Origin of the sequence: Bifidobacterium apicola, assembly GCF_042846865.1 — a bacterium.
Lineage (GTDB): Bacteria > Actinomycetota > Actinomycetes > Actinomycetales > Bifidobacteriaceae > Bombiscardovia > Bombiscardovia apicola.
The window spans coordinates 200878-219714 of the sequence record NZ_BAAFQQ010000001.1 but is presented as its reverse complement, the minus strand read 5'-3'; the positions used below and the strand labels follow the sequence as shown (position 1 = coordinate 219714).

Genomic DNA, 18837 nt, shown 5'->3' with positions numbered 1-18837 from the left:
AGGAGAACTGCAAAGACCTGATGGACTTATTGTCCTGATATTCAATTTAGGCTCATGAGTTTTCATTAGGCCAGCAAACGAGCTCATCAGGGATCTTCCGCAGCTCCATCCCAATACTCTGTTTAACAATCCGCCAGCCCGGTCATTTCGATACTGAGAGCCGACTTCTCTGTCCTGGGAACTATTCCTTCTGAGGACGATATAGAGTCCGAATATTCAAATCAGGTCGATCAATGTTTGTTATCTGTACATAGTTGCGGGGGCTGGTCTTGTGCGTAGACTGGTAGAATTTATTGAATTGGGATGCTCATTATGTACAAGGATCAGACATTTTTATCTATATCTGCATAACTATACTCATTTGCTACAGTCGTTTTAGAACCCAGTCCAATTCCGCGAAAGAATAAAGTTCTCGGGCTTTGATGAGTAGCAATTGGTCCACTAATGTAACTAGGGAAAGATCCCCAGCCTGACAAACGAGCCGGACTGGGGATCTTTTCGTTAATGTTCGTACTCAGTAGAGGTTTACTTGCGTTTCTTCTTTTCGCGGATATGCACGGATATCTGGATGGGAGTGCCCTCGAAGCCGAACTCCTCGCGCAGGCAGCGTTCCAGATAGCGGCGGTAGCCGTGCTCCAGGAAGCCGGTGGCGAAGATCACGAAACGCGGAGGCCTGGTCGATGCCTGGGTGGCGAAGAGGATTCTCGGTTGCTTGCCGCCTCGCAAAGGATGCGGGTGTGCAGCCTGAACCTTGCCCAGGAAGGAGTTGAGTTTGCCGGTCGGTATGCGCTTGTCCCATGATTCCAGAGCTGTGCGCATGGCCTTGGCCAGCCGGTTGGTGTGCCAGCCGGTCTTGGCAGACAGGTTGACCCGCTCGGCCCAGGTGACTCGGTCGAACTCGGTCTGCCAGAGCCGCTCGAGACGCTGCCGGCCGAAGTCGTCCAGCAGATCCCACTTGTTGAAGACCAGGACGATGGCCCGGCCGGCATCCACAGCCTGGCTCATGACCTTCAAATCCTGATCGGCGATGGGCTGGGAGGCATCGAAGAGAATCAGCGCCAGTTCCGAGCGTTCGATGGCCGCCTGGGTGCGCAGACTGGAGTAGTACTCGGCACCCGAGATCTTGTGCAGGCGACGCTTGATGCCGGCGGTGTCGATGAAGAGCCAGTCCTCGCCGTCCACCTGTACCACCTCGTCGACCGGGTCACGGGTGGTGCCCGCTACATCGTGGACCACGGCCCGCTCCTCGTGGGCCAGCTGGTTGAGCAGGGAGGACTTGCCCACGTTGGGCCGCCCGACCAGGGCCACCCGGCGCAGGCCCTCCGGGGTGAGGATGCCCGAGGTCTTCTCAGCCTTGCCGAGTTGTTCCAGCGCGGCGTCCAGCAGGTCACCTATCCCCCGGCCATGCATGGCGGAGATGGCATAGGGTTCGCCCAGGCCCAGCTTCCAGAATTCGGAGGCGGTGTAGTCGGCCATACGGTCATCCAGTTTGTTGACGGCCAGGACGACCGGCTTACCGGCGGCCCGCAGCATGGTGACGATCCGCTCGTCGCTGGCGGTCAGCCCCACCTGGCCATCCACGACCAGAATGACGGCATCGGCCAGGGATACGGCGACCTGTGCCTGGGAGGCGATGGCGGATTCGATGCCCTCCACATCACTCTCCCAGCCGCCGGTGTCCACCAGCTTGAATTGGGTGCCGGCCCATTCGGCCTCGTAGCTGACACGATCCCGGGTCACGCCAGGGGTGTCTTCGACTACGGCAGCACGGCGGCCGAGAATTCTGTTGACCAGGGTGGACTTGCCCACGTTGGGCCTTCCCACCACGGCCAGCACGCCTACGGCCTTGGGGCCTTGATCCTGGTCACCCTGGTTCTCGGAGCCGCCCTCCAACAGGGCGCGGTCTTCTTCATCCAGCTCATAGTCGTCCAGGTTCCGGGCGTACTCGTCGTAGGAGTCCTCCTCCATGGCCGAGGAGACCAGATCGATCAGGACCTGCAGGGTCTGCTCGAAGGTCAGATCGGAGTTGTCCACGGTGGTTACCCCGTCGGCGGCGCTCATGAAAGAGGTGACCTTGGAATCCCGGGCATCCCGGGCAGCCAGATCCTCGGCGCCGGCTGACCCGGCCTGGACCTGGCCGCTTCGGCGGGCCTGGCGGACCTCCTCACGGGCTGTCAGCAGCACACGGACCTGGGCATCCGGGGCCACCACGGTGGTGATGTCCCGTCCCTCGGCCACCACGCCGCGCTCCTGGTCGGCCATAATGGCTCGCTGGGCGGCGATGAGGACATGTCGCACAGCTGGAATCGAAGAGACCACGGAAACATGCTCGGAGACCCGGGTAGAGCGTATCTCTTCATCCACGTCACGACCGTCCAGGCTGACAGTGGGATGTTCGGGGTCGAGTCCCATGACCAGGTGGCCACCGGTGATGGATTCGGCCACGGCCTCGGTGATCGCCTCCTGGTCGGGCTGGTCCGCGTCCAGGTCCAGCCCGCGGTCCATGCACCATAGGGTGACCGCCCGGTACATGGCGCCCGTGTCCAGGTAGGCTAGGCCGAAATGCTTGGCCAGGGCCCGTGAGGTGGAGGACTTGCCCACTCCCGCAGGGCCATCGATGGCGACGGTGATCACAGTCCGACCTCCTTATCCAAGGCCTTGATCTCGGCGGCGGAGAGCACCCGATAGGAGCCAGGACGAATCTCGCCCAGCCGGATGGGGCCGATCTGAGTACGCACCAACCGGGTCACTGGGTAGCCGATGGCACCGAAGATGCGCCGGACTATCCGGTTCTTGCCCGAATGCAGAACCACCTTGACGATGGTGTGCTCGCGGTTGTGGTCGATGATGGCGCAATGGTCCAGGCGGATCAGGCCGTCATCCAGCTCCACGCCCTGGGTGACCAGCCGCCGGCAGACATTGCCGCCAATGTGGCCGCTGAGCGTGGCGATATAGGTCTTCTCCACCTCGTAGCGCGGGTGCATGACGTGCTGGGCCAGCTCCCCGTCGTCGGTCATGAGGATCAGGCCCTCGGAGTCATAGTCCAGCCTGCCCATGTGGAAGACCCGCTCGTAGCGGTCCCCGATGATGTCGCGCAGGGTGAACCGGCCCTTGGGGTCGTCCATGGTCGAAAGGACCTTACGGGGCTTGTTCAGTGCAAGGGTGACATGCTTGTCGTTCAGATGGATGCGGGATCCATCAACGCGGATCTGCTGGTGGGATGGGTCCACCCGGCTGCCCAAGGTGGTGACCAGCTCGCCGTCGACCTCGACCCTGCCCTGGGTGATGATCTGCTCGCATTTGCGACGAGAGCCGAATCCGGCCTGGGCCAGCACCTTTTGGAGGCGGATGCCTTCCTCCCCCTGTTCGCGCGCTCTGATCGCCTGTGTATATGGATGTGGCATCGTTCTCCCAACGTGGCCTGATAGAAATGTAACGGATGACTTTCTGGGCGGCTGCAGCCGCCGAAAAGTCACATTATACTATATCGGAGCCTAGGGAAGTGTTGCTGGTATGGCCTAGGCTAGGAGCTGTTCTTGTTTATCGTCGTCGGAGGGATTGCAAAGTGGGGAACATGACTATGGGAGCAAATGCTGAGCCGGTCTTTGAACAGACCGACGGGCAGGTTGCCGTAAAGCCCGTCCGCAGGAGGATCAGGCCTCGTGATGTTCGTTGGATTCGGGCGGCTGCAGAGTTGGCAGGCACTTTCCTGATCTGCGCGGTCATCTACCTTTCCTACAGCTTCGGTCAGCTTGTCATGGGGCAGCCCAGTGTGGTGCTGCCGGTTCTGGGAACCGCCTTGGCCTACCTGGTTGTGACAGCCGTGCTGGGCGGCGTCTCCGGCGGGCACTTCAACCCCGCCGTGACCGTGGCCGCCATGTTCACCTCGCAAATCGGCATCGTGGACGGGCTGATCTACATCGTCGCCCAGGTGCTCGGCGCTATTGGTGCTGGTGCGATCGCAGTGGCTCTTATTCCGGTCAGTAAGTCCGTGCCGGACAGGACCTGGCTCATGTTCTCGGTCAACGGTTTCTCAGAGGGTTCGCCCGCTGCAGCCACCCTGGGCCAGCAGCACATCGACTTCGGAGCGCCTATGGCCATTATAGTTGAACTGATCGGTTGCATGATCGTGGTGGCTGCAGCCATCACCACCCTGCGCTCCGACGGCCGCGCCCGTCGCAACCATGCTCTCTATACCGGGCTGGCCTATGGCGTCGGCGTGCTGGTCACCTACCCCATCACCTGCTCGGGACTGAACCCTGCTCGGTCGACTGGCATCGCCATCTTCGCGCAGTCCAAGCATATGGCCGTCAGCCCGATTTCACAGCTCTGGCTCTTCTGGATCTGCCCCCTGCTGGCTGCCTCCCTGGTGGCCTTGGTCATCATCATGACCAGCATCGTCACTGACAATATGGCTATGCGTGCCACGGGTGCCGCTATTGATGCTCAGCCAGGCTCACAGTCAGACATAGAAGCACAGACTGCCTTTGCTCCTATTGGTGTCCAGGTTCAGGCGGGTCCGAATGCACAGGATAATGCCTTTGCAGCCGCAGGTGTACAGGTTCAGGATCAATCAGCCCTGGCCTCTCCTGCTCCGGTTCAGTACCCCGCTGCTGATGCTGTCCCCTCTGCAGACACCATGGCTCAGGCCGTCGACCAATCGGTTCTACCCGATGCCGGTGCAGCTCAGGATGATGTTGAACCGGTCGATGCAGGAACCATTCCTGATCCGCAGGTCGAGCCTCTGCGCACAGCTTCCGAAAAGGAGGATGTGAATGATACGTCCACTGGCAATCCCACGGAGGACTGACCATACTGACGGGATCACAGCATCAGTTGAATACTGGTGTAAGTGACCAGAAGGCCAATGCCTAGGCTGATGCTGATGAAGGTATCGAAAGGCACTGACCGCACTTTCCAAGGACTGCGATCCTTAAGAATCAGACGGAGTGCGCCACAAACCAGGGCCGCGACGGACACCAGTCCGGTCGCGGCCCAGGTGTAGCCGCAGAAGGCCACAAGCGCGGCTATCAGTACCACCAGAAAGATGACGCCTTCGCAGATAGGACGACCCTCCTGAGCTTCTGATACGAAAGGATGGCCTCGACCGGATGTCTTGGGCGGCTGTGGGGGCCTTAGGGCAGGACTCAAGGTGTTGGAATCAGGCTCGTCCTGGCTAACAGCCTTATCTGCGTCAGCCATGCTCCCCGGTTGCTGCATTCCTGATGACCTCCATCTGCCGCTGCGCTTGCTCTGCCGATTCGAGCCTACCAGCGCTGCCGATGCAAAGCGACCGTGCCACCATCGCTTTTGGTCGATGATGGCACGGTCGTTCTTTTAACAAGGAGTCGGAGCACTCGCTTTAGTTGCTGTGGTCGAATATCAGATGCTCGTTGGCGAAGGTGTCAAAGCCCAGGCTGTAGAGCTCACGGCCGTAGCCGGAGTTCTTGACGCCGCCGAAGGGCAGCTCGGGCATGGTCACCCATCCGCCGTTGATGAAGGTCATGCCGGTCTCGATGCGACGGGCCAGGGCATCTGCATGTTCAGAGTCTTGGGAGAAAACAACGCCACCGAGACCATAGCTGGAGTCGTTGGCCAGCTCAATGGCCTCATCCTCGTTGGCCACCTTGTAAATGGAGGCCACGGGGCCAAACATCTCCTGGTTGTAGACGGGATTGTGGCGGTCGATGTTCGTCAGAATCGTCGGGGTGAAGAAGGCTCCAGGCGAATCGTAGGGCTTGTTGCCGTAGGCAACCCTGGCTCCTGCGGCCACAGCCTTTTCGACCTGCTTGGCCAGGTTGTCACGGGCGGAGACCATGCACATGGGGGCCAGCGTTGTGTCAGGGCTGTTGGGATCGCCCAGAACCGCATGTGAGAATGCATCGACCATGAGCGAGACGAAGTCATCGTAGCGATCCTCCATGATGATGAAGCGCTTGGAGGAGGTGCAGACCTGTCCGGCGTTCGTCAGCCTGGCACCTGGGGCCACCTTCTTCAGGAGATCCCAGTCAGCGTCATCCAGGATGACGAAGACGTCGTTGCCTCCCAGCTCCATGGAGGACTTCTTCAGGTTGGCTCCTGCTGACTTGGCCACGGAGGCGCCGCCGCGCTCTGACCCGGTCAGAGCCACCCCTGAGACGCGGGGATCGGCGATGGCACGATCCACCTGGTCATAGTTGACGAAAAGATTGGTCAGGCTCCCTTCGGGGGCTCCTGCCTTGGTCACAGTCTCCTGGAAGGCTACAGCCGAGCCTGGCACGTTAGAGGCGTGCTTGAGGATCATGGGGTTGCCCAGAATGAAGTTGGGGGCGAACACGCGCATGATCTGGTAGTAGGGGAAGTTCCAAGGCTCCACCATGAACACGATGCCGGTGGCTTGCTTGACGTAGTAGGCCTTGCCAGCTGGGTTGTCCAAGGGGACGGGAGCCAGCAGCTCCTCGGCGTGGTCGGCGAAGTAGTCGGCGATATCTGCGCAAAGCTCCACCTCGGCGCGAGCTTCGCCCGCTAGCTTGCCCATGTCTCTGGTCAGGTTGGCTGCCAGGGCTTCCTCGTCCTGACGGAAGAGTTTGGCCACCTGACGCAGTTGTGCGGGACGGTCGCCTGGACCATCCAGTTTGCGCCAAGTCTTGTAGAGGCCATGGCCAAGGGATAGGGCATTCTCCAGGTCTTCATCGGTGGCATCCGGATAGGTCTTGATCAGTTCGTTGGTAAAAGGATTAACAGTCTGGTAGGTCACAATATCTCCTTCGATTTATTGACTTCCAGTCAGCATCATCGCTGGTCAGTCCATTCAGCATATCACCGCATTGGACCCCGCGGTCAAGGATTTTGTCGCAGCAGTGCATTCTACCGCAGGGTCCGATTTCGTCAGTGGAAGAAGTGGCGGGTCCCAGTCAGATACATGGTCAGATTGGCTTCCTGGGCCGCCTTGATGACCTCGGGATCACGGATGGAACCTCCTGGCTGCACAACTGCCCTGATACCAGCCTGGATCAGATACTCCAGACCGTCTGCGAAGGGGAAGAAGGCGTCGGATGCAGCCACCGAGCCCTTGGCGCGGTTGCGGCCCTCATCCAGGGTATTGGCCCGCTCGACTGCCAGATGGCTGGAGTCAACCCTGTTGACCTGGCCCATGCCGATGCCCACAGTGGCTCCCCGGTTGGCCAGAAGCACAGCGTTGGACTTGACCGAGCGTATGGCCCGCCAGGCGAAGGTCAGATCATCCATGGTTGCCTGGTCGGCGGGACTGCCGGATACCAGATGCCAGGTGGAGGGATTGTCTCCTGGAGCGTCAATCAGGTCGGGCGTCTGCACCAGGGCTCCCCCGTCGATGGGACGGATGACAGGGCGCTGACGCGGACGGCGTTCCACAGACAGAATGCGCAGGTTCTTCTTGGTCCGTAGCAGGTCCAGTGCCTCGGGCTCGTAGCCTGGAGCCACGATTACTTCGGTGAAGACCGGCTTGATCTGCTGGGCCATGGCCAGGGTGACCGTACGGTTGGCGGCGATGACCCCGCCATAGGCGCTCATGGGGTCGCAGGCGTGGGCGCGACGGTGGGCCTGGGCGATATCCTCCCCCACAGCCAGACCGCAGGGGTTGGAGTGCTTGACCACGGCAACTGCGGGCAGGTCGGGGAAGTCCCAGACCGAGCGCCAGGCGGAATCTGCATCCACGTAGTTGTTGTAGCTCATTTCCTTGGCCCCACCCAGGTGCTCTGCCGCAGCGAAGCCGTCCCGATCCAGCGGATCCAGGTAGAGCGCGGCCTTCTGGTGGGGGTTCTCACCGTAGCGCAGCTGACTGTCCAGACGCCAGGTGCGGGTCAGTGCCTGGGCTGGCTTCTGATCTTCGGCCTTGCCCCGCTTGTCGTCAACCCATGTGCGTGCCGTCCACTCGGCGATAGCCGCGTCATAGGATGCGGTCAGGGCAAAGGCTTTGGCAGCCAGACGTCCGCGTTCGGCCAGGCTGAAACCGGTGCCGGAGGCGATGCGCTCGGCGGCCAGAGCATAGTCGTCCGGGTCGGTGATCACAGCAACGCTGGCATGGTTCTTGGCGGCGGCTCGAATCATGGCAGGTCCGCCGATGTCGATGCGCTCCAGGCACTGGTCAGCATCGGCGCCCTCGAGGACCGTCTGCTCGAAGGGGTAGAGGTTGACCACCACCAAGTCGAAGGGGGTTATGCCCAAGTCTTTGAGTTGCTGGACATGGTCAGGGTTGGTCATGTCGGCCAGCAGCCCGGCGTGGATGTGCGGATCCAGGGTTTTGACCCGGCCGTCAAGACTCTCGGGAAACCCGGTGACTTTTTCCACCGGAGTGACCTTGACGCCCAGATCGTGCAGCTTCTTTGCGGTGCTGCCGGTGGAGACGACCTCGGTGCCTGCCTGGCGGAAGGCCGATGCCAGGGCCTCAAGTCCCTGCTTGTGGTAGACCGAGACCAGTGCTCGGTTGATGGCTCGATTCGTGGTGACCATGGAAACTCCTACTCCTATGCTTGAATGCTGAGGCGCCCCGCCACCTTCGGACCTACTTGCCTGGTCTGCGGGTGGACGAGACCTGTCGTGGTGTGTCTGCTCGGTCGGTTGCCTTAGGCTCCTTTCCCTCCTGACCGCGTGACTGGTTTCGTTGTTCCTTGTTGTCCGCCTTGGCGGAAGTCTTTTTGGCATCTGCCTGGCGCAGATAGACGATCAGGGCGTCCTTGATGATTATCAGGGCGGCGGTGGTGAGGGCCAATAGCCATACGGTTAGCAGGCCGACCCCCAGGGAGGTTCCGATCATGCGCAGGGAGGAGACTATTGGCACTCCCACCCCGGCTAGCCGCTGCTGTCCAAGAGCCCCGTTGGAGAGCTGGAAAAGCAGGGCCAGGCCGAGCAGGGTGACCAACCAGGCCAGGGCCATAGCCAGGGTTGCCATCAGGAAGCAGATGCCGGTATCTCGGGACTTCAGTCCTGTTTGACGCACGGCAGTGTGAATTCTGACTCCCCAGGGTCCAGTCAGCAACAGAATGCCTGCAACCACTCCAGCCAGCAGAGGCAAATTGAGCAGGAGCAGACGAACCTCTTGCCCGGAGACCGGCTCTGGGAAGATTCCAAAGAGCGGTAATGATGGCAGACTCGAGGCATGGCCGGACCAAAGGGTGAAGGTCGCCAGCCTGCCGATGTTAAACCCGTCCCCGAAGAGCCATGAGGCAGCCCAGATGATCAGATTAGGCAGCCAGGCCAGGGCTGCCAGGCTTGTCGCTGCAGCCGAGGCGGCGCCCATACGTGTCAGTTTGAATAGGCGGCCAACGTCTCCGTTATAGAGAATGATCCATATGATCAGGGTGATCAGACCGGCGACCAGCATGGCAGCCAAGAGCATCAGACCGGTAGTGAGGCCAAGCCGAATGGTTTTGCGGACCTGGACCGGCAGGGCTTCTTTGAATCGTTTGGTGAAGGCCTGACGGAATGGTTCGGAGCGCACCCAGGCCCAGCCGTAACCCAGCAGGAAGACCAGACTGGTCCGCAAAAGAATAACCAAGGTGGTATCGACCTGGATGGTCTGACTGCCCTGTATGAAGATGAGGCTGAACAACGTCCAGACGACAAGACCGACGAAGCAGCCGCCGACTGATATGCCCAGTCGACCGACCAGGGAACGGATTATCCAAATCAGCAGAGCGGTCAGCGACAAGGGGATGACGGTCAGGGTCAGAGCCCCGGCGGTGAACCCGCAGCCCTGGGTGAGCAGGGTGATGGTTTCCGTTAGGGCCACGGTGGCCATGGACAGGGAAGGTCCGCCCTCCTCGATGGAGATGATGAGCAAGAGCAGGGCCATGCAGGCGCCGAGAGCGACGGTGTAGATAAGCATGGCCAGAAAGGCCTCGAGAGCCCCTCGGAGCCATGCTTTCACCCTGTCGGTCATATGATGGCATACTCCCGTAGCAGGTCGCGAGTCAGACTGGCGGTCTCGCCTGGTGTGGTGCCTACCTTGATGCCGACGGACTCCAGCACTTCCTTCTTATCCGCTGCCGTGCCCTTGCCTCCCGAGATAATGGCTCCGGCGTGACCCATCTGTTTTCCCTCAGGAGCGGTGAAGCCGGCGATGTAGGCCACGATGGGCTTGGTCATGTGGGTGGAGGCCCAGCGGGCGGCCTCCTGTTCAGCTGAGCCGCCGATCTCGCCGATCATGACGCAGGCCTTGGTTTCAGGATCGCGGTTGAAGGCCTGCAGAGCCTCCAGCATGGTGGTGCCCACAATGGGATCGCCGCCGATGCCCAGGCAGGCAGTGAAGCCAATGGAAGCCAACTCCCCCATGAGTTGATAGGTCAAGGTGCCCGACTTGGAGACCAGTCCCAGAGGGCCGCGACCAGCGATGCCCTGCGGAATGATGCCCAAGTCTACGCCAACACCGTTGGGCCGGTCGGACATAGTCATCAGTCCTGGGCAGTTGGGGCCGACGATGCGGCAGCCGCGTTCCCTGGCCAAGGCCACGCAGTAAGCGGTATCAGCAACAGGGATTCCCTCGGTAATGACCACAATCAGGGTGATGCCGGCCTCGATGGCCTCGACCATGGCATCCTTGGCGAACCTGGGTGGGACGAAGACCACGGAGGTGCGGGCTCCGGTTGCCTGGCGGGCGGCTGCACAATCGGCGTATACGGGCACTTGACGGGTCTGGCCGTCCGGACCGTCGAAGTCTATCGTCATTCCTGCCTTGCGGGCGTTGACTCCGGCCAGGATGTTGGTGCCGGCCGCCATCATGCGGGCCGTGTGTACCATGCCTTGGTGACCGGTCATGCCCTGAACCATGACGGAGGCGTCGTCTTCGATGAAGAGGGTCATCGTCCCGTCTCCTTTCCTGCCTGGGCGGCCAGGGCCACGGCCTGGTCTGCCGCATCCTCCATGGTTCGCGCCACCTTGAGCCGAGGCTGCTGGGCCTTGGCCAGCAGGTCCAGTCCCGCGGCAGCCTCATTGCCGTCGAAGCGGACCACGATGGGTCGGTCGTCATTCTGGTCTTGCTCACCCGCAGCGTTCACGGCTGCCAGGATGCCCTGGGCCACCTGCTTACAGGAGGTGATGCCTCCATAGACATTGACCATGACCGAACGGACCTTGGGGTCGGAGAGGACCACGTCCAGGCTGGTACGCATGACTTCAGGAGAGGCTCCGCCACCGATGTCGAGGAAGTTTGCGGGTCCAATAGGAACACCCTGGCGGTGTCCTGATCCGGCAACCGCGTCCAAGGAACTCATGACCAGTCCTGCGCCGTTGCCAATGATGCCCACTTGGCCGTCCAGATGGACGTAGTGCAGGCCTGCAGCCTTGGCCTTGGCTTCCAGGGGGTCGACCTGAGCTGGGTCCGTGAACCGCTTCCAGCCGTCGTGCCGGAAGGCTGCATTCCCGTCCAGGGAGATCTTGGCATCAAGGGCATCCAGGTGCTTGGTAGCCTCGTCGTCCGGGTCGCCTACCTTGGCCAGGGGGTTGATTTCGACCAGGGTTGCGTCACTGTCCTGGAAGGTGTGCCACATGCCCAAGAGAATCTGCGCAGCCTGCTCCAGATCGGCATGGTAGAAGCCGATGCGCTCGGCCATGGTGCGGGCGGCCTGCCTGTCGAAATCCTCCAGGGGGCCGATGTGCAGGCGCCGAACCGATTCAGGGTGCTCGCGGGCGATGGTCTCCACCTCGGTGCCGCCGCTGGCTGTGGCCAGGACATCGTAGTCCCGGGAGGTCCGGTCCACTGAGATGGACAGGTAGTATTCGTGCAGGATGTTGCGGGCTTCGGTGACCAGGATCCCGCTGACTGGGTGGCCGTCGATGTTCATGGGCAGAATGGCCTTGGCCAAGGCTACGGCTTGCTCGTGATTCTCGGCTCGCTTGACGGCTCCAGCCTGTCCCCTGTGGCCGATGGTGGCCTGGCCCTTGATCATGCAGGGATAGCCGATGACATCGGCTGCCTGGCCGGCCTCTTCTGCGGTTGAGGCATAGACGGCCCTGGGCTGGGAGATCCCATGCTCAGCGAGCAGCTGCCTGGCCTGATATTCGTACAAATCCATGGTGAAGGTCCCCCAATCGTGCTCAGGCAGGCATGTTCATCAGACAGGTGACTGGGTAGGCGCCCAGGGCCTTGCGGCCGTCCAGCCCGTTGAGCTCCATGACGAAGCTGAAACCGGCCACCTGGCCACCAGCCTGTTCCACCAGACGTGCAGCTGCTTGGGCGGAACCGCCAGTGGCAATCAGATCGTCAACAATCAGGACTCGCTGGCCTGGTTTCAAGCAATCCTGCTCAATTTCGATGCGGGCGTTGCCGTATTCAAGGGCATATTCCTGGCTGTAGGTAGGCTCGGGGAGCTTGCCGGCCTTGCGCATGGGCAGGAAGCCCTTGCCTAGATCGCTGGCCAGCTGGGGACCGATCAAAAAGCCACGTGCTTCAAGGCCCGCTACCAAGTCGAAGTCCTCTGGCTTCACGGGCAGGGTGCGCTTCATGGCGTCGAGGATGATGGACAATCCCCTTGGATCCGACATGGCCGGGATGAAGTCCCTGAAAAGGATCCCCTTCTTGGGAAAGTCCGGAATGGTACGGATCAATGAGATCAGATAAGCGGCGTCGTCATCGCCCACCCGCTTAAGTTCTCCAACCTTGATATCGTCCGATTGAGCCATGATCTTCTTTCTGTCTTGCTCCTTGGAAGTGGTTGACGGGGCCATCATACGCGCGCCGCGTTTCCGTTCTGAGTCAGACTGACAGAAGGTGTAGCGCGCGTATAGTGCTTAGGACTTGGCGGAAGTCGAATCCGAAGCCTCAGATTCTTTGGATTCGTCAAAATCCTTGTCCACATCCGATTCATCAGCATCATCGGACTTTTCCGCGGTCTTGGCTTTGTCTGATTCGTCTTCAGGCTCCGACTCGGAATCCGACTGGGTTTCGGTCTCTTCCTTGCTCTCGGAGGCAGCAAGGTTCCCTGTGGCAGTATCGTCGGCGACGTTGTCTTCACCATCGGCATTGTCGGCAGCGTTGTCGTCGGCATCAGTGACCTCGACAGGGACATCCGCATCCTCGGACTGGCCCTCAACCTGCTCGGGCAGGGGGTTGCCATTTTCGTCAACCTCGTCGTCGTGGACGTAGGCGGGGACGATGGGGGGCTTGGTGATGGCCTGGATGCGCCAGCGGGACTGCGAACCCTCGGAGTCGATGACTACCTGCTCCTTCTCCAGGTCTACGGAGACGACCTTGCCAAGAAGACCAGTCGTGGTGGCTACCTCGTCACCGGGCTGCAGGGACTGGCGGAAGTCCTGCACGGCGGCCTGCTGTTGCTTGTTCTTGCGGGAGCTTCCCCACATCATGGCGATCATCAGGGCGATGATGACGATCATGAAAAGCATGGATCCCATGGTTGTTTCCACTCCTTGTTTTGGCGGGCATCAAACGGCGATGTGCATTGCTGCGAAGACCTCAGTCTAGAACAGCTTCATGACATCCTCGGGCGGTTTGCGGCCCAGGTGCTCCCAGGCCTTGGTGGTGGCCACACGGCCCTTCGGGGTGCGCACCAGGAAGCCCTCGCGCACCAGGTAGGGCTCACAGACCGTTTCGACTGTCTCGGCCTCCTCGCCCACCATGGCGGCCAGGTTGTTCAAGCCCACTGGACCGCCGTCGAAACTGTTGACGATGGCCTTAAGGACAGCCAAATCCAGACGGTCCAGCCCCTCAGAGTCAATCTGGTAGAGGGCCAGGGCCTGCTTGACGTCATCAGGGCCGACCTTGGAAAGATCATGGACTATGGCCCAGTCGCGCACACGGCGCAGCAGGCGGTTGGCGATTCTGGGCGTGCCACGGGAGCGCAGGGCCAGCTGATGGGCGGCATCATCCTGTAGAACGATGCCCAGCACCTTGGCTGACCGTTCGACCAGCTTCTCCAGCTCATCCTCCGGGTAGAAGTCCAGATGGGCAGTGAAACCGAAACGGGCCCGAAGGGGTGAGGGAAGCATGCCTTCACGGGTGGTGGCGCCGATGACTGTGAACCTGGGCAGGGTCAGCGGAATTGAGGATGCTCCTGGGCCCTTGCCCACCATGACATCCACGCGGAAATCCTCCATGGCGATGTAGAGCAGCTCCTCGGCGGCCCTGGGCAGACGGTGGATCTCGTCGATGAAGAGCACCTCGCCGGCTTCCAGGGAGCTCAGGATGGAGGCCAGGTCGCCGGCATGCTGAACTGCCGGCCCCGAGGTGACACGGATGGGCACCTCCAGCTCGTGGGCGACGATCATGGCCAGGGTGGTCTTGCCCAGGCCTGGAGGGCCTGCCAGCAGTATGTGATCCGGGGCCACATCCCGCTTTTTGGCGGCCCTCAGAAAGAGCCCCAGCTGGGCCTTGAGCCGGGGCTGGCCGATGAACCCGTCCAGGGTTTCAGGACGCAGCTCCTCGTCGCTGACCGGCTCGCCTTCGATGGGCCTGGCCGAGACCATCCGCAGGGATTCCTCCTGGGCGTCGCCATTCTGGGAGTCGATGTATCCCGTAGACATCTGCTTGTCAGCCATGGGTCAGCGCCCCCTGTCCAGCCGGGTCAAGGCCTGCTTGAGCACCTTGGGAATGTCGGCCGACTGCAGGGGTAGGGTGTAGCCGCCCTCGTTGCAGGTTTGCTCCACGGCCTGCTCAGCGTCACGCTGCAGCCAGCCCAAGGAGATCAGTCCCTCAACCACCTGGTGGGCGCCGTCGTCAGTCTGAGCGGGTCCCTGCTTGCCTGGGCCGGCATCCAGATCCAGTTTGCCGGAGAGTTCGAGGATGATCTTCTGAGCGCCCTTCTTGCCCAGGCCCGGCGCACGGGACAGGGCCGCAGCATCGCCATCGGCCACGGCCTGGGCCAGCTGGCCCGAGTTCAGGGTGGCAAGGATGGACAGGGCCACGCGCGGTCCGATGCCGCTGACCTTTTGCAGCTGCGCGAAGAGGGATTTGGAGGTGCGGCTGAGGAACCCGTAGAGGGTCAGCGCGTCCTGGGTCAGGGACAGTGCAGTGTAGACGGTGACCGTAGATTCAGCCCGCATGGAAGCCAGATCCGACTGGGGCATGCGCACTTCGAAACCCACCCCCGAAACATCGATGACGGCAGAGCCTGTTTCGATGGCGGCCACCCGCCCGGTCAGCATTGCCAGCACTTGATCACCCCTCGATGGAATCGAACGTCTGTTCGAATCAGCTTACATGTCTCGCTGGACTCCCCGATGCCTGCCGTACTTGGCAGAGGCCTGGGCCCATTGACGCTGGGCCTGGGTCAGATGTTCCTCGCGTTCCCCGCCCTGGATGGCACCGGCAGGCCTTAAGGCGTGGCAGATGGCCTGGGCCAGAGCATCTGCGGCATCGGCGGGCTTGGGCAGTTGGTTGAGCCCGAGAATGCGGGCCACCATCCGCTGCACCTGGATCTTGTCGGCCTGGCCATTGCCGGTCACGGCCATCTTGGCTTCGGTGGGTGTGTGCAGGGCCACGGGAATCCCCCGCTGCGCCGCTCCCAGCATGGCCAGCCCTGCCGCCTGGGCGGTTCCCAGCACGGTGTTGTGATTGGATTGGGCGAAGACCCGCTCGATGGATACCACATCGGGGCTGAAACGGTCCAGGGCAGCCGTCAGTCCCTGGTAGATGGCCAGCAGGCGCAGGTCCTGGCTCTGTTCGGGGTCTGAGCGCACGACGTCCACATGAACAAAGGAAAGCCGGCGCGATGCACCGGCTTCAATAACGCCAACGCCGCAACGGGTGAGCCCCGGGTCGACGCCGAGAACGATCATAGGGTCACTCGTCGTCCAACTGGGCCATGACCTCGTCGGGCGCAGTCCAGTTGCTGTAGATCTCCTGCACGTCGTCCAGGTCGTCCAGGTTGTCGATCAGCTTGGAGACCTTGCGTGCGGAGTCGAGATCCAGGGTAACCTCGCTCTTGGGGTTGAGGACCAGGTCGGCGGAGTCGTAGTCCATGCCTGCATCCTGCAGGGCCTTGCGAACGGTGACCATGTCACCGGGTGCGGTCAGCACGGTGTAGCTCTCGCCGTTGTCCTGCACGTCCTCGGCACCGGCCTCGGCGGCCTTCTCGAAGACCGTATCGTAGTCCAGGCCCTCCGAGGGGACGATGATCTGGCCCTTGCGCTCGAAGTTGAAGCTGACTGACCCGTTCTGGGCCAGGGAGCCGCCGCCCTTGGTCAGGGTGGAACGGACTTCGGCGGCTGCACGGTTGCGGTTGTCGGTCAGGCACTCGATGATGATGCCCACGCCGGCAGGAGCGTAGCCCTCGTAGACGATGGTCTCGTAGTTGGCTGCTCCGGCCTCCTCGCCCGAGCCGCGTTTGACGGCCCTGGTAATGTTATCTGCGGGCACGGAGGACTTCTTGGCCTTGACGATGGCGTCGTAGAGGGTGGGGTTGCCGTCGGGGTCACCGCCGCCGGTGCGGGCAGCGATCTCGATGTTCTTGATCAGCTTGGCGAAGAGCTTGCCACGCTTGGCGTCGATGGCTGCTTTCTTGTGCTTGGTGGTCGCCCACTTCGAATGCCCTGACATATGTCTCCTGACGGTACGAATGCGTAAACGAATGGAATTCTAGTTCCGCTCTTCGACAATTTTACGGGTTTTCAGGCCCTTCCGCGGGGGCTTCATCGTAAGGAGAACCAGCCTTCCGGCCCACCAGCCTGCCCAGTAGGCCACGGCGATGATCAGGTCTAGCAGCCAGGGCCCGGGCATAGACATCCAGAACCTGGTCGGTGACCCGATCCCAGTCGTAGTCGCTGGCCCGACGCATTCCGCACGAGGCCAGGTTCAGGCGGGCAGGTCGGTCGTCCAGCAGTTCAAGGACCGCCCTGGCGCAGTCCTGGGGGTTTCCGGTGGTGAACAGACGTGCGCTGCGGCCGTTCTGGGAGACGTCCTCGAAGGCTGGCAGGTCGGAGGCCACCACCGGGCAGCCTGCCGCCATGGCCTCGACCAGCACGATGCCAAAGCTCTCTCCCCCGGTCTGTGGTGCCACATACAAGCCCAGGCTGTGATAGAAGGAGGCCTTGTCCTCGTCGCTGATCCGACCCAGGAAGGTGAAGTGCTGGGCCAATCCGGGATCGACATCCTCAAGTATTTTCCGGGCTTCCGCCTGGCCGTCACCTGCACACAGGAAGCGGGCCCCAGGCACGCGCTGCAGAATGGCGGGTGCGGCCTGGGCCAGAATCCTGAACCCCTTGCGTTCCTCCTTCATCCGGCCCAGGAATCCGATGGTGGGTTCCCGCTCGCTCCCCTGCCATTCCGGGCGCGGCCGGGCATTGCGCAGGGCTCTGGTCTCGATGCCGTTGGGGATGATCTGGCTGGGTATGCCCGGCTCCAGCAGATTCTGGGCATTCTGCATGGCCGATGGGCTGACGAAGATGGCCTGGCTGATGTTGGCCAGGTATCGGCGCAGGTAGCGTCTGGTCAGCCTCAGGGCCAGCGGGGTCGAATCGAAGGCCGCATGGAAGGTGGCCACATAGGGGCAGGGAATGAATCCCGGCCGCAGGGGCTTGTGGCTCAGGGAGGGCACCTCGGGCTCGTGCAGGTGCAGGATGTCGAAGTGGCCCTGTCTGACCCACTGCCGGGTCTTGTGGCCGGCCACGCCGAAGTAGCTCAGGTTGGCCACGGATCCGTTGTAGGGAATGGAGAAGGAGGAGCCGGTGGTATGCACCCAGAGGGGCATGTCCTGGGTGCGCCGGCCCGGGGCCAGAACCTGCACCTGGTGGCCGCGCTCCATAAGATGCCTGGCGAAGTCTCGGATGTGCAGTTGGACGCCGCCCGGAGTCTCGAAGGAGTAGGGCGAGATGATCCCCACCCGCAGGGGCGCCTTGATGGCTGCCCGCTCTGTCTGCTCAGGTTTTTGCTCGGGTGCCTTCATGCCCGTCACCTCCCTTGTTCTTGGATGCTTGGGCCAGAATGAAGTCCGGCAGGTCGTGCATCCGGGGAAGATCCAGATCCTCAAGGAAAATCGGCTGGAGCATGTGCCAGTCCTCGGGATGTTCGCGAATGCCCTGGGCCCACTGGTCCACCCAGGCCTGGGTCAGGTCGTTGATGGCCTGCTCCCGGGGCATGTCCAGGTAGGGCTCGATAGCGATGGGCCCGTCCACCTGGCAGACATAGCCATAGGGGGCCTTGGCCTGCCGACGGCGCTCCCCCGTCAGCCTTTCCTTGTGCATGTTCACGGTATACAGGGGCAGACGGGAATCCAAGGCGATGACGGCAGGGCCTGCAGCCACGCGAATCCAGGAGTTGAAGGCCTTGACGAAGACACCTCGGCGGCTCAGGTCGCGGTCGGCCAGCAGGGGCACCACCTGGTCGGGCTTCCGCAGCAGAGTTGTCAGACGGCCGGTGATGTCATGCTCCCCAGTCAGCAGGATGTTCATGCCCAGGCGGCGGCGGATGTCCGCAAAGGTGTTGAGCATGCCCTGGTCCCTCAGCCGCTCGGCGACCGTGGTGACCTGGCCGACCGTGGAGCAGGCCCAGAAGCCCGCGTAGTCCCAGTTGCCCTGATGGCCCATGCCGATGGGCAGGGAGCGCAGGCTGATGTCGGTCTTGGCCGGATCCGGGTAGGCGCTGCCGCCGCCGTGTATGCGCGCCAGCAGCTGCTCCTTGGTGCGGGCGCCCACGGTCAGAGCCTCGACGAAGTAGACGAAGTAGGAGCGCATGCCCTGGCGTGAGGTGCGCCGCAGGCTGCGACGGTCGGCCTCTGGCATGACATGGGCCAGGTTGCGCTCCAGTTGTCTGACGCCGCCTATCCGGAACAGCCAGCAGAGGTCGGCTGCCGCCAGGAAGAGGCCACGCAGGAGCCGCTCGGGCACCAGACGCGCGTGCTGCGCCAGAAAGATGAGCAGTCGGTCCGGCAT

Annotated in this window: 17 protein-coding genes; 1 reads left to right on the top strand and 16 read right to left on the bottom strand. The window is 62.0% G+C overall.

The window, feature by feature from the left end; genetic code table 11:
* Window positions 1–525: 525 nt before the first annotated feature.
* Window positions 526–2634 (bottom strand): bifunctional cytidylate kinase/GTPase Der, encoded by a 2109-nt coding sequence (der, locus tag ACGG9J_RS00910; RefSeq protein WP_390132780.1) that lies wholly within the window; start codon window positions 2632–2634, stop codon window positions 526–528.
* Entirely contained in the window at window positions 2631–3404 is a 774-nt protein-coding gene (locus ACGG9J_RS00905) for a pseudouridine synthase (protein WP_024627734.1), read from the bottom strand. The genes der and ACGG9J_RS00905 overlap by 4 nt, the downstream gene beginning before the upstream one ends.
* 170 nt (window positions 3405–3574) lie before the next feature.
* Here ACGG9J_RS00905 and ACGG9J_RS00900 point away from each other — a divergent pair, with 170 nt between their 5' ends.
* Entirely contained in the window at window positions 3575–4810 is a 1236-nt protein-coding gene (locus ACGG9J_RS00900; protein WP_390132778.1) for an MIP/aquaporin family protein, read from the top strand.
* Window positions 4811–4824: 14 nt separating this feature from the next.
* Here the strand turns inward: ACGG9J_RS00900 and ACGG9J_RS00895 are convergent, their stop codons facing one another.
* The 14 genes from ACGG9J_RS00895 to ACGG9J_RS00830 all read right to left on the bottom strand — a co-directional run bounded on the left by ACGG9J_RS00895 (window position 4825) and on the right by ACGG9J_RS00830 (window position 18837).
* Window positions 4825–5220, bottom strand: a complete 396-nt coding sequence (locus ACGG9J_RS00895) for a DUF3017 domain-containing protein (protein ID WP_390132776.1) — start codon at window positions 5218–5220, stop codon at window positions 4825–4827.
* A gap of 142 nt (window positions 5221–5362) precedes the next feature.
* On the bottom strand, window positions 5363–6736 hold the full coding sequence (locus tag ACGG9J_RS00890; RefSeq protein ID WP_390132774.1) for an NAD-dependent succinate-semialdehyde dehydrogenase: 1374 nt from the start codon (window positions 6734–6736) through the stop codon (window positions 5363–5365).
* A 131-nt stretch (window positions 6737–6867) separates the two neighbouring features.
* The gene (gene purH / locus ACGG9J_RS00885) at window positions 6868–8469 is read right to left on the bottom strand and encodes a bifunctional phosphoribosylaminoimidazolecarboxamide formyltransferase/IMP cyclohydrolase (RefSeq protein WP_390132772.1); all 1602 of its coding nucleotides are present in this window, start codon (window positions 8467–8469) and stop codon (window positions 6868–6870) included.
* A gap of 52 nt (window positions 8470–8521) precedes the next feature.
* Window positions 8522–9898, bottom strand: coding sequence for a cell division protein PerM (locus ACGG9J_RS00880; RefSeq protein WP_390132770.1), 1377 nt, complete (start codon window positions 9896–9898; stop codon window positions 8522–8524).
* The gene (gene sucD / locus ACGG9J_RS00875) at window positions 9895–10818 is read right to left on the bottom strand and encodes a succinate--CoA ligase subunit alpha (protein ID WP_390132767.1); all 924 of its coding nucleotides are present in this window, start codon (window positions 10816–10818) and stop codon (window positions 9895–9897) included. Before sucD ends, ACGG9J_RS00880 begins: the two co-directional genes overlap by 4 nt.
* A complete protein-coding gene (gene sucC / locus ACGG9J_RS00870; protein WP_390132765.1) occupies window positions 10815–12029 on the bottom strand; it encodes an ADP-forming succinate--CoA ligase subunit beta in 1215 nt (404 codons plus the stop codon). Before sucC ends, sucD begins: the two co-directional genes overlap by 4 nt.
* Before the next feature lie 22 nt (window positions 12030–12051).
* Window positions 12052–12636 carry an adenine phosphoribosyltransferase gene (locus ACGG9J_RS00865; RefSeq protein WP_390132763.1) on the bottom strand — a complete coding sequence of 195 codons (585 nt, stop codon included), beginning with the start codon at window positions 12634–12636 and terminating at the stop codon, window positions 12052–12054.
* A 108-nt stretch (window positions 12637–12744) separates the two neighbouring features.
* A complete protein-coding gene (locus tag ACGG9J_RS00860; protein ID WP_390132761.1) occupies window positions 12745–13365 on the bottom strand; it encodes a preprotein translocase subunit YajC in 621 nt (206 codons plus the stop codon).
* 66 nt (window positions 13366–13431) lie between these two features.
* Window positions 13432–14508 (bottom strand): Holliday junction branch migration DNA helicase RuvB, encoded by a 1077-nt coding sequence (ruvB, locus tag ACGG9J_RS00855; RefSeq protein WP_390132759.1) that lies wholly within the window; start codon window positions 14506–14508, stop codon window positions 13432–13434.
* Window positions 14509–14511: 3 nt separating this feature from the next.
* Window positions 14512–15123, bottom strand: coding sequence for a Holliday junction branch migration protein RuvA (gene ruvA / locus ACGG9J_RS00850; protein WP_390132757.1), 612 nt, complete (start codon window positions 15121–15123; stop codon window positions 14512–14514).
* Between the two features lie 42 nt (window positions 15124–15165).
* Window positions 15166–15747 carry a crossover junction endodeoxyribonuclease RuvC gene (gene ruvC, locus ACGG9J_RS00845; RefSeq protein ID WP_015021817.1) on the bottom strand — a complete coding sequence of 194 codons (582 nt, stop codon included), beginning with the start codon at window positions 15745–15747 and terminating at the stop codon, window positions 15166–15168.
* A gap of 4 nt (window positions 15748–15751) precedes the next feature.
* Window positions 15752–16507, bottom strand: a complete 756-nt coding sequence (locus ACGG9J_RS00840; RefSeq protein WP_144085973.1) for a YebC/PmpR family DNA-binding transcriptional regulator — start codon at window positions 16505–16507, stop codon at window positions 15752–15754.
* 61 nt (window positions 16508–16568) lie between these two features.
* A complete protein-coding gene (locus ACGG9J_RS00835) occupies window positions 16569–17852 on the bottom strand; it encodes a glycosyltransferase family 4 protein (protein WP_390132754.1) in 1284 nt (427 codons plus the stop codon).
* The gene (locus ACGG9J_RS00830) at window positions 17827–18837 is read right to left on the bottom strand and encodes a phosphatidylinositol mannoside acyltransferase (protein WP_390132752.1); all 1011 of its coding nucleotides are present in this window, start codon (window positions 18835–18837) and stop codon (window positions 17827–17829) included. Before ACGG9J_RS00830 ends, ACGG9J_RS00835 begins: the two co-directional genes overlap by 26 nt.

Coding starts and splice junctions, on each gene's coding strand:
- ACGG9J_RS00895 (WP_390132776.1), bottom strand. CDS start 5,220: ATGCAGCAACCGGGGAGCATGGCTGACGCAGATAAGGCTGTTAGCCAG.
- ACGG9J_RS00835 (WP_390132754.1), bottom strand. CDS start 17,852: ATGAAGGCACCCGAGCAAAAACCTGAGCAGACAGAGCGGGCAGCCATC.
- ACGG9J_RS00865 (WP_390132763.1), bottom strand. CDS start 12,636: ATGGCTCAATCGGACGATATCAAGGTTGGAGAACTTAAGCGGGTGGGC.
- ruvB (WP_390132759.1), bottom strand. CDS start 14,508: ATGGCTGACAAGCAGATGTCTACGGGATACATCGACTCCCAGAATGGC.
- ruvC (WP_015021817.1), bottom strand. CDS start 15,747: ATGATCGTTCTCGGCGTCGACCCGGGGCTCACCCGTTGCGGCGTTGGC.
- sucC (WP_390132765.1), bottom strand. CDS start 12,029: ATGGATTTGTACGAATATCAGGCCAGGCAGCTGCTCGCTGAGCATGGG.
- ACGG9J_RS00830 (WP_390132752.1), bottom strand. CDS start 18,837: ATGCCGGACCGACTGCTCATCTTTCTGGCGCAGCACGCGCGTCTGGTG.
- ACGG9J_RS00860 (WP_390132761.1), bottom strand. CDS start 13,365: ATGGGATCCATGCTTTTCATGATCGTCATCATCGCCCTGATGATCGCC.
- ACGG9J_RS00905 (WP_024627734.1), bottom strand. CDS start 3,404: ATGCCACATCCATATACACAGGCGATCAGAGCGCGCGAACAGGGGGAG.
- ACGG9J_RS00900 (WP_390132778.1), top strand. CDS start 3,575: ATGACTATGGGAGCAAATGCTGAGCCGGTCTTTGAACAGACCGACGGG.
- ACGG9J_RS00840 (WP_144085973.1), bottom strand. CDS start 16,507: ATGTCAGGGCATTCGAAGTGGGCGACCACCAAGCACAAGAAAGCAGCC.
- purH (WP_390132772.1), bottom strand. CDS start 8,469: ATGGTCACCACGAATCGAGCCATCAACCGAGCACTGGTCTCGGTCTAC.
- sucD (WP_390132767.1), bottom strand. CDS start 10,818: ATGACCCTCTTCATCGAAGACGACGCCTCCGTCATGGTTCAGGGCATG.
- ACGG9J_RS00880 (WP_390132770.1), bottom strand. CDS start 9,898: ATGACCGACAGGGTGAAAGCATGGCTCCGAGGGGCTCTCGAGGCCTTT.